General features: G+C 66.4%; 6 protein-coding genes. 4 read left to right on the top strand and 2 right to left on the bottom strand.

Translation table 11 applies throughout. From position 1 onward, the window contains the following. Both IT306_26055 and IT306_26050 read left to right on the top strand, forming a co-directional pair. The coding region (locus tag IT306_26055) for an ISAzo13 family transposase (GenBank protein MCC7371906.1) at nucleotides 1–319 on the top strand (319 nt) is incomplete at its 5' end. Nucleotides 320–1700: 1381 nt separating this feature from the next. Continuing rightward, nucleotides 1701–2294, top strand: coding sequence for a methyltransferase domain-containing protein (locus IT306_26050; GenBank protein ID MCC7371905.1), 594 nt, complete (start codon nucleotides 1701–1703; stop codon nucleotides 2292–2294). A gap of 121 nt (nucleotides 2295–2415) precedes the next feature. On the opposite strand, the gene IT306_26045 is transcribed toward IT306_26050, so the two are convergent. Further along, nucleotides 2416–5001 (bottom strand): M1 family metallopeptidase, encoded by a 2586-nt coding sequence (locus tag IT306_26045; protein ID MCC7371904.1) that lies wholly within the window; start codon nucleotides 4999–5001, stop codon nucleotides 2416–2418. A 430-nt stretch (nucleotides 5002–5431) separates the two neighbouring features. On the opposite strand from IT306_26045, the gene IT306_26040 reads away from it, so the two are divergent. Beyond that, nucleotides 5432–6688, top strand: a complete 1257-nt coding sequence (locus tag IT306_26040) for an MFS transporter (protein ID MCC7371903.1) — start codon at nucleotides 5432–5434, stop codon at nucleotides 6686–6688. 2 nt (nucleotides 6689–6690) lie between these two features. Here IT306_26040 and IT306_26035 read toward each other — a convergent pair whose 3' ends face one another. Further along, a complete protein-coding gene (locus tag IT306_26035) occupies nucleotides 6691–8049 on the bottom strand; it encodes an MFS transporter (protein MCC7371902.1) in 1359 nt (452 codons plus the stop codon). 573 nt (nucleotides 8050–8622) lie between these two features. On the opposite strand from IT306_26035, the gene IT306_26030 reads away from it, so the two are divergent. Next, a complete protein-coding gene (locus tag IT306_26030; protein MCC7371901.1) occupies nucleotides 8623–10461 on the top strand; it encodes an aldehyde ferredoxin oxidoreductase family protein in 1839 nt (612 codons plus the stop codon). Nucleotides 10462–10671 lie beyond the last annotated feature (210 nt).

Here is a 10671-nt window from a genome sequence, read left to right as displayed (position 1 = left end):
GGAGGTCCACGTCTGTCACCTGCCACCCGGCACCAGCAAGTGGAACAAGATCGAGCATCGGCTGTTCTCGTACATCACCCAGAACTGGCGCGGCAAGCCGCTCGTCAGCTACCAGACCATCGTGAGCTTGATCGCGGCCACGACGACGCGCAGCGGCTTGACGGTCCACTGTGAACTCGATACCGACGCCCACCCGACCGGACGCAAGGTCACCGACGCCCAGCTCGCCAGCATCAACCTCGAACGAGACACCTTCCACGGGCAGTGGAACTCCCGCATCCGTCCACGCTCACGTCCATATGAGACACTTATTTCGTAGCAGTTCCAAAGAAGTTGGAGACCAACGATCTTCGATGGTGCACAGGCGGAATTCCTTCCTAAAATGACGGCGGTTCTTCACTGCGAATATAGGTGACGAACGGAAGATTCGCGAGATCGCACGTCCTCCGCAGTGGTATGCGTACGGTGATTCTTTCTGACATCCGGTTCACTATTTGAGCCTCAAGCTCTAGAGGAATCGAGGAATCTGGAGGATTTACATACACCACAAACTGATACATCCGATCACGGTCGTGATCGACTCGAAATTGGTGGTAGATGCTGCTTGGAAGTAGAGGACAGTCCCGCATACGCTCTGACTCTGTGGTGTCCCGGCCGTACATTGATGCCACCCCAATGCCCATGCTTACAAGCACTAGGATGAACACGGTCGCGACATACCAGTGCCGGCCAGATAACTTGGTCACTACTCTCAATTCCGTAGCGACACGGAGACGTGGCCTGTAGTTTTCACTAGGTTCAATCTGAGATCGCTCAAAGAGGACATGATTCTGCCTCTTCGCGGGGTCGACTTAGCCGCGAGCATCATGATACGAGGGTCATGTTTAGAAGTCAATGTTTAGAATGTGCGATACATCAGTTAGACGGAAGTTGCACAAAATCTCGTTGGTATCGCTAGTTTGCCCTGATGGTTGATGGTCAGCCCGTAGGGCGACAGCGGTCGAACAAATTGAGGGCGTTGCTCGGGTGAGCGGGTGTGCGCTGGGCGGCCGGGCGAGACATCAAGATCGAAACGGTCGGGGAGCAGCTCAGCGCCGAGGTGAACGGTCCTTCCGGTAAGGGCTCAGCCTGTTGAAAAAGTCGCTTGCAGTCCTGCAGTGAGCTTCAAATCATCGCTGAGGCGGCTTCAAACGGCCGAAATCGACCGCCTCAGAGCGATCTGGCCTGTCGATCGACGGCCACGAGTAGGTCTCCGAGAGGTTTTCCAACAGCCTCGGCTCTTATCGGAAGGACGGAAGGGCATCGCGGGCCACCTGGTCGGGGCTACATTGGCACTCCTGGTGAGGAGATCAGGGAGCAATGATGGAAACCATCAGGGCCGGATCTCATGAGCTGCGAGCAGGGCCTCTGAACACCGATCACAAGTCACAAGCGCGATCTCCACAAGCGACCAAGTGTCCAATCCTGGAATATCTACGTCTGGCCGTCCCTCATCACGCTGCAAGGCCCGACGTCGCATGAATGATGCGCATGCAGCAGCGTACCGAGTGATCGATACATACAGATTTGGTAGTTCAGCAAGCGCTGCCGTATTCACTTCCACCTACCGGGACAGCCACCTGGACGATCTCCCGTCCTGAACCGGCCGTCCGGCGGGGTACAACTCCTGGCAGGCCCCCAGGCCCGGAGGATGACCCACGGTGGCAGACACGGACCGCGAGCGTTGGAATCGGCGCTACGCAGATCGACTGGAGCAGCGCGACTACGCATTCGAGCCCAGCCGCTGGCTGCTGGAGATCGCCGACCAGCTTCGGCCGCCGCGCGCCGACGCCCGGGCGCTCGATCTCGCGTGTGGTGGCGGCCGGAACGCCGTCTGGCTGGCCGAGCGGCGCTGGACGGTAGACGCCTGGGACCTGTCCGACGTGGGGCTGGCGATCCTGTCCCGGGAGATCGACGAGCGGGCGGCCCGGGGCGCGCCCGTCGAGGTCTACCCGCAGCAGATCGACCTGGACACGGCCACGATCCCCGAAGGCGTCTACGACCTCGTCCTGAACATCCTTTTCCTGGACCGCCGTCTCTGGCCGCAACTGGCCGCCTCGCTGCGGCCGGGCGGGCTGCTGGTGTTCCAGACGTTCGTCGACGCGCCCGGCGGCCGAACCTCGGAGGTCAGCCCCGAGCACCTGCTCCAGAGCGGCGAGCCACGAGCAGCGTTCGAGGCGCTCGGCCTGGAGACCCTCTCCTACGACGAAGCAGGCGAGCGGTCATCCGCTCGCCTGCTCGCCCGCAAACCGTAGAGGTCGCACAGGCCTGGCCGCACTGGCCCTCATATCGCGTTCAGCGAGCCATTCTGTCAATACGTCAATGCTGTCGGAGGGGGTATCCCCCGCCCGCCGCCTGACCTTCCTACTGGGACTCCTAGAAGTACGACGCCAGCTTTGCCGACTCGCGCTGCCGGAACGCCAGGTTGATCCGCAGCCGCTCCAGGTGCTGATCCAGGGTCTTCTGGCCCTGCCGCACACGCGGCACTGCGAAGAACTCCTCGATCTCTGCCGCAAGCTCGGGCGTCGAGAGCGCCGTGATCCCGGCCAGCATCCGGACGTGCGTATTGTCTGGATACTTCGCCACCATCTCGTCCCAGTGCGTTTTGACGTACTGCCAGGCCAGCTCGCCGCCGTCCAGGTTCGTCATCAGCGAGCCGATCAGGAACGGCGCGTTCTGGGTCCGAATCTCGGAGGTCAGCGTCTGGTCCAATGTCCGCTGGAGCAGCGCCCGATCCGGGAAGCTCGCCAGCGAGAACAGGTAGCGCGTCTCCTCCTGGGGAGTCGCGGCCGACTTGTACCGCGCCCAGAAGAGATCGTAGGTGGCGGCGTCGCCGGTGTGAGCCGCGATCGAGATGACGGCCGGCACCACGTCGCGATCCACGGCCGAGCGGTCCTTGACGTAGGCCGCGTGCAGCTCGCGCGCTCGCTGCTGGGTCGGCGCGTCCTCGCCGGTCGTGGCGAGCGCCGCGATCAGCGTCCCGCGTAGCTGGGCCGTCAGGTCAGCCTCGCCGTTCTTGCGCTCCCAGCCGAGCCGCTGGACGCTCGGCCCAACCAGGTCGCGGACCAGCCCCTGCAGCTTCGGGCGGTCCGCCTTCGGCAGCATCCGATTCAGGAACTCCAGCCCGCCCAACACCGCCAGCCAGACGTTCCGGTCCGTCTCGGTCCCGAACAGCTTCGCCAGGGCCAGGAAGTCGGCGACCGGCGTCAGCCCGGCCAGCACCGAGGCCCAGGTATCGCTGACGAGGTTGAACCGCTCGACCGGGCTCAGCGTGTCCTGCACCGAGGCCGTCAGCGCCTTGAGCAGCTCAGGGGTGTAGCGGGCGCGGAAGAAGCCGGCTCCACGGTCGTTCCCCACCACCCACTCGACGGGCGCGCCGAAGTCCACCGTGGCCGAGCCACCCTCGACCAGCACCTTGCGGGTCTCGATGCCGTCCGCCGTCTTGACGCGCATCATCACCGGCACCTGCCAGTTGACCGACGCATCGTCGTCGCTGGCGAGGTAGCGGAACCGCTGCTGCGAGAGCATGATCCCGTTGCCGTCCGCCGTCTTCGCAACGCTCACGACCGGGTGGCCGCCCTGGAAGATCCACGAGTCCATGATCTTGCGGCTCGGCTCGCCGGTCGCCTCTTCGATGGCGTCCCAGAGGTCCGTCGTCTCGGCATTCGCGTACTCGTGCGACTTCAGGTAGAGGGCGATGCCCCGCTGGAACTCCTTCGCGCCAAGGTACTGCTCCAGCATCCGCAGCACCGCTGCGCCCTTCTCGTAGGTGAGGATGTCGAACATGCTCTCACACTCTTCGGGGCGGCGGACCGTGAACTCGATGGGGCGGGTGCTTCGCAGGCCGTCCGTCATCATCGCCGACGAGCGGCCGATGCTGAAGCTATTCCAGCGCTGCCACTCCGGGCGGAAGGCGTCAACGGCCAGCATCTCCATGAACGTGGCGAACGCCTCGTTCAGCCAGATGCCGTTCCACCACTTCATCGTGACGAGGTCGCCGAACCACATGTGGGCGATCTCGTGAGCGATGACGTCGGCGACGCGCTCCAGGTCGGCGTGCGAGGCGATGCTGGTGTCCGCCAGCAGGGCCGTCTCGCGGTAGGTGATCGCGCCGAGGTTCTCCATCGCGCCGGCTGCGAAGTCTGGCAGCGCGATCATGTCGAGCTTGTCGCCCGGGTACGGGATGCCGTAGTAGTCGGCGAAGAACCGCAGCGTGAACGCGCCGACCTCCAGCGCGAAGTCGGCCATGTGCCGCTTGCCGGGCACGAAGACGATCCGCAGCGGCGTGCCGTCGACGTCCACGGCGTCGGTCGCTTCGAGCTTCCCGACGACGAAGCAGACGAGGTATGTCGACATCTTGATCGTGTCGGCAAACCTGACGGCGATCTTCCCGCTGTCGAGCTTCGTCTGCGAGAGCTCGCGACCGTTCGAGACGGCCATCAGCCCCTCGTCCACCACCAGTGTGACCGAGAAGACGGCCTTCATCTCCGGCTCGTCCCAGCAGGGGAACGCCCGGCGGGCATCGACCGCTTCCATCTGGGTCGTGGCGATGACCTGCCGCTCCCCATTCGAGTCGGTGTAGGTGCTGCGGTAGAAGCCGTGCAGCCGGTCGTTGAGGACGCCGTCAAACTTCAGTGAGAGGGTCCAGGCGCCCGGCGCGGCCGTCCCGCTGAGGGTGATGCGGGCGCGCTCCTCGTCCGGGACCATCTCGACGGTTCCGGTCAGCGACGCGCCGGCGGCATTGGAGAGCGTCACGCTGGACAGCTCCATGTCGACGGCGTTCAGCAGGATCTCGGTGACCGGCTCGGAGATGGCGAGCGTCACGCGCTCGTCGCCGGTGTAGGTGAATGCGGCAAGGTCCGGGGCGAGCGTCAGCTCGTAGCGCTCCGGCAGAACGGACTTCGGCAGCCGGTAGGTGCGCTCGTCTGGCAGCGACGCATGGACGGTAGCCGGGTCGGACACGGCGTGACTCCCCCGCGAAAGATCAGGATACTCGTGACTCTGCCATCAGTATGACCAGCAGCCGACAGTGGTGACCAGAAGCCCCCGCCTGGGACATGGGCAATGGCCTGTTGGGCGCGCCGCGCAGCCTGGTCGGGGCTTGATGGCGTGTGATGCATTGCTGCGGTACACGCCCCGTCCACACCCTACCATGGGGCCCCTGTATCCCCACGGCCCCCAACCCCTCTCCCTCAAGGAGCGAGGGGAGACACACGAGTTGCAGGTGGCCTCCCCCTCTCCCTGTGCGCGGGAGAGGGGGTCGGGGGGTGAGGGTTTCTGCGTTCTGGGGGCCCCAACGAACACGCGCCTGCCCACGGGCGACACGGCGACTGTGGCACAATCTCGCCCGCCAGCAGCGGCGCTGGCGCCATTGAATGCGGGGAGTGAAGGCATGGCGGTACGCGAGGCAGCAGACAACGGAGCCGTCCTGCCGACTGCCGCTCAGCCGGCAAGCTCACCTGCTGCCCCGACTGGTGAGGTCACCCTCAAGACGCGGCGCGGACAGGTCGTTCTGGCGAGCTTCACCACGGCCCACTTCTCGCACCACGTCAGCAACAGCCTCCTGAATCCGCTGCTGCCGTTCATCCGCGACGCCTTCGCCCTCAGCTACGACCAGTCGGGCTGGCTGGTCTCGGCGTTCAGCCTCAGCCTGGGGATCTCGAACGCGCCCATCGGCGTGCTGGCTGACCGGTTCGGCTCGCGGCTGGTGATCGTCGTCGGGCTGTTGCTGACCGGGCTGGTGAGCGCGGCCATCGCGTTCTCGGGCAGCTACTGGCAGCTGTTCGGGCTGCTGATCGTGCTCGGCCTGATCGCCGGCTCGTACCACGCGCCGGCCTCGGCGCTGATGTCGCGAATCTTCCCAGCCTCGGTGCGTGGCAGCGCTATCGGACTGCACACCACCGGCGGCCACCTGAGCTTCTTCATCGTGCCCGCCACGGCCGGCTGGCTCGTCACGCAGACGGGCGCCTGGACGACGCCGTACCTGTGGCTGTCGTTCGCGCCGGTGCTGGCCGGGCTGTGGCTGTGGACCGTCGCACCCGGCCACCACCAGCGCCCCGCGGGCAAGACGGATCGCCTGGCCGTGTTCCGCGAGCTTGGCGTCGTGGTGCGAACCGTCGGGCCACTGGTGTCAGCATCTATCGCGTTCCAGGTCGTGTTCGCAGCGCTGCTGGCCTTCATGACGCTGTATCTGGTTGACGTTCGCGGCATCGAGCCGGCCTGGGCTGCCGTGCTGTTCGGCGTGCCGCAGCTGGTGGGCCTGATCGGGTCGCCGTTGGGCGGCCTGCTCTCGGACCGGATCGGGCGGCGCGGCGTCATCCTGATCGCGCTTGGGCTGATGGGGCCATCGCTCTGGGGCATCACCACGCTGCCAACAGAACTCCTGGTGATCCCGCTGACGGGTGTCGGCATCGCCGCTGCCATGCGCCTGACCTGCACCGAGGTGCTGGTGATGGACAGCGCACCCGCCCACCGCCGCGCCACGGCCCTCGGAGCCTACCACATGCTGGTGCAGCAGTCAGGCGGCATCGCAGCGCCAGCGCTCGGCATCCTGGCGGCCAGCATCGGCATCGGGCCGGCCTTCGGCGGCGTCTGCGCGGCCCTCGGGCTGGCGTCCATCGCCGTGGTCGTCTTCAGCAGGAAGCTGTAGACCTACTCCCTGAGCGACCGCACCCCTGACAGCGCCCCTGCCACCGCCATCAGCCCGATCCACCCGGCGATCAGCCCCATCACGGGGCGGGGGCCGTAGAGGTCGATCAGGAAGCCGCCGAGCGCCGTCCCGAACGACATCGCGCCGAACGACAGCAGCCGGTAGACGCTGTTGACGCGGCCCTGGATCGCGTCCGGAATCAGCGCCAGCCGGTACGACACCTGGGTGATCCCCGTCATCGTCTCCATCATGCCGGCGAAGTACAGCCCGAGCCCGATCAGCAGTACCGACGACGAGACCGTCACCAGCGCCAGGGCCAGCGCGTGCACCCCGACGATCCCGATCATGTGCCAGCCAACGGGGATGCGGCGTCGCAGCCAGGGCGTGATCGCCGCCGCCGAGAGCCCGCCCGAGCCGGCCACGCTGAAGAGCAAGCCGATCTGGGCCGGCTCGAACCCGAGATCCTGGCGCGCCAGCACCACCACGGTCAACATGACCGGCGCAAAGCCGAACCGGTGCACCGTGTTCAGCACCATCAGCATGCGAATGGCGTACTCACGCCAGACGTAGTGCAGGCCGTCTCGGATCGACTGCATGATCCCAGCCTGCCCCGCCCTGGGCCGGCTCGCCTGGAACGGCGTCCTGATGCCGAGCAGCGCCAGCACCGACACCATGAACGTGCCGCCGTTGACGCAGTATGCGAGCACGCCGCCGATCACCGCTGTCGGCGCAAGCTGCACGATCATGCCGCCCAGGCCCGGACTGGCGAGCTGCGCCACCGCCTCGGAGGTCGAGTTGAGCGCCTGGGCCGAGGCGATCTGCCGCTTCTGCACCACACGCGGCAGGGCCGCCACCTGACAGATGTTGTAGAACGACTGCGCCGACCCGAGCGCCAGCGCCACCGCCAGCAGCCACCAGCCGGTGAGCAGCCCGAGCATCCAGGCCAGCGGGACGGTCATCACGGCGATACAGCGGCTGGTGTCGCAGACGATCATCACCTTGCGGCGGTCCCAGCGGTCCACCAGCGCGCCGGCCGGCAGCCCCAGGAAGATCATCGGGAACATCAGCGCGCCGCCGACCAGCCCGGCCATCGTCGGCGATTCGCCGAGCGCCAGCACCAGCAGCGGCGCGGCGATCTTGACAACGCCGCTGCCAACGCTGGAGATGGTCTGGCCGCCCCAGATCCTCAGAAACTCGACGTTGCGGAAGAGTCGGTCAGCTTTCGGTCGCTCTTCTGCGGCCGGCGCTTCGGGGGCCTGGGCTATCGTCGCCAGCGTGGTCGCTCCAGTTCGCACAGCCCCAGCGGGGCGGGCCAGAATCGGCGCCCGGCCAGCCGGCGGCCGAGCGCGCCCGCTCAGCATGCGGGCCTCGCCCCGATTGTACGCCGGCCGGCCGCTCCACGCCCGACGCCGCGCTCACGCCGTAGAGCGATTGCACGTCGGGCACGGCGTGCGGCGTCGTCGGGGCTTGAAAGCCCCGCCTACCATCCTGCAGTCGCTGCGCGACGCTTCAGTCTCACCGATCGACGGCTGCTCTCGGCTGCCGTCGCTGCGCGACGGCATGAGTGTAGTCGGGGGCTTCAGCCCCCGACTGCGCGTCTTGCCGCGTTCCACGAACGCCAACGAACATGCGAACGCCCTGTGCACGCGGCCGCATGGGATGCTGTGCGCCGGCGACCGCACGCAGACCGGAGCGATCAAGCCCGCCGAACCGCCCGCCGAGCCATCGTCAGAACACGCCATCATTCGGCCCTTTTGTCACATTTGTCTTGTGACAATACTTGCAGCATTCATCAAGATATCCTTCTCATACTCTGATCCAATCCTATGCTAGATTCTTTCCCGATTCGGGGGTAGAATCGAGAACAGGTATGCGGGCCGTGGCGTGCCCGCGCTCGGGCGGCGGCGCCCGGAGCTCGTACCAGGAGGGCTCAGATGCCAATCGGCGGCTTTGCGAATCGCGTCGCCCGCGTGGATCTCACGTCGGGCGCGGTCAGCTACGAACCGATCCCTGAAACGTGGGCGCTCAAGTACATCGGGGCGCGCGGACTGGGCGTGCGCTACGTCCTCGAACAGGGGCCGGGCGTCGATCCGCTCGGTCCAGATAACCTGCTCTGCTTCATGAACGGTCCCCTCACCGGGACCGAGGCCAACATGAGCGGCCGGATGGCCGTCGTGACCAAGTCGCCGCTCACCGGCGGCGTCACCGACAGCCACCAGGGCGGCTGGTCGGCCGCGCGGCTGCGCTGGGCCGGCTTCGACGGGCTGCTCTTCATCGGCAAGGCCGACAAACCGGTCTACGCCTACGTCGAGAACGGCTCGCTCTCCCTGCACGATGCCTCGGACCTGTGGGGCAAGGGCGTCCACGAGGTCGTCAAACACTTCCAGGCGAAGCACGGCGAGAAGGATCTCAGCGTCATCACCATCGGGCCAGCCGGCGAGAACAAGGTCAAGTACGCCTCCTGGCTGAACGAAAACGACCGCTCGGCCGGGCGCGGCGGCACCGGCGCGGTCGGCGGTTCCAAGAACCTGAAGGCGATTGTCGTCAAGTCGGCCCGCCAGACGCCGAAGGCGGAGGACGCCGAGGCCTGGCCGGCGGCCCGGCGGCAGGCGCTCGCCACCATCATGGACGAGAAGAACGTGACGGCCCCACGCAAGGGCGGCCTCTCCGTCTACGGCACGAACGTCCTGATGAACATCACCAGCGCCATGGGCGCGCTGCCCGCCAGGAACAGCCAGGTGACCTCGTTCGGGGACCGTGCGGAGAAGATCAGCGGCGAGTACGTCAACGATCACTACCTCGTGCACAACCCGACCTGCCACGCCTGCCCGGTCGCCTGCAAGAAGGAAGTCGAGATCAAGGAAGGCCCGTACACCGGCCTCCGCATGGAGAGTGTCGAGTACGAGAGCGCCTGGGCGCTCGGCGCGAACTGCGACATGGACGACATCCCGACCGTCGCCAAGCTCATCGACCAGTGCAACGACTACGGGATGGACACCATCGAGCTGGGCAACACCTTCTCGGTCTTCATGGAGGCATCCGAGCGCGGCTTCGTGAAGGACTTCCCGGGGCTGGCCTGGGGCGACGCACCGAGCATGGTCGCCATCACCGAGAAGATCGCGCGGCGCGAGGGCGTCGGCGATGTGCTGGCCGAGGGCACCGAGCGCGTGGCCCAGCACTACGGCCACCCCGAGATCTCGATGACCGTCAAGGGCCAGGCGATCCCAGCCTACGATCCGCGCGGCCTGAAGGGCATGGGCATCGCCTACGCCACCAGCAATCGAGGCGCCTGTCACCTGCGGGCCTACACTCCGGCCTCCGAGCTCGGCCTGATCGAGCCGAAGACCGACCCGCTGGCCTGGGAGGGCAAGGGCGGCCTGACGAAGATCCTGCAAGACGTGCTGGCGTTCTCGGACAGCCTCGACCTCTGCAAGTTCAGCGCGTTCGCCGAGGGGCCGGAGGAGTACGCCGCCCAGTACGCGGCGATCACCGGCCGGCCGTTCACCGTGGACGACGTCCTCAAGACCGGCGAGCGGATCTACAACCTGGAGCGGCTCTACAACAACCTCGCCGGCTACGGCGAGGGGTCAGACTACCTGCCGACGCGCTTCACCAAGGAGCCGTCCACGATGCCCGGCTCTGAGGGCCACGTCTGCGAGCTGGACCAGATGCTCGAGGAGTACTACAAGGAGCGCGGCTGGGAGCATGGCGTTGTGCCGGCGTCCAAGCTGGCCGAGCTGGAGATCGACTACCAGCCGGCGGGCGCGAGGTAGGGACCACCCGCGTCTGGCGTTATCAGTTGACGCCGCTCCCCGGGGCGCTGGGGAGCGGCGTTGTCGTTCATGCGCTGCGCGTGCCTACTACTGCGCCATGGTGAATACGAGGGGTGTCATCCCGACCGAAGCGAGGCACGAGCGGAGCGGAGGGATCTTCTCCGGCCACACACCAGGTCCACCGGGGAAGATCCCTCGACTTCGCTCCTT

Source organism: Chloroflexota bacterium, from assembly GCA_020850535.1.
Classification (GTDB): Bacteria; Chloroflexota; UBA6077; order UBA6077; family JACCZL01; genus JADZEM01.
The sequence above is the reverse complement of the archived record's forward strand: the minus strand, read 5'-3'. Positions and strand labels throughout refer to the sequence as shown.

Coding starts and splice junctions, on each gene's coding strand:
- IT306_26030 (MCC7371901.1), top strand. CDS start 8,623: ATGCCAATCGGCGGCTTTGCGAATCGCGTCGCCCGCGTGGATCTCACG.
- IT306_26035 (MCC7371902.1), bottom strand. CDS start 8,049: ATGCTGAGCGGGCGCGCTCGGCCGCCGGCTGGCCGGGCGCCGATTCTG.
- IT306_26040 (MCC7371903.1), top strand. CDS start 5,432: ATGGCGGTACGCGAGGCAGCAGACAACGGAGCCGTCCTGCCGACTGCC.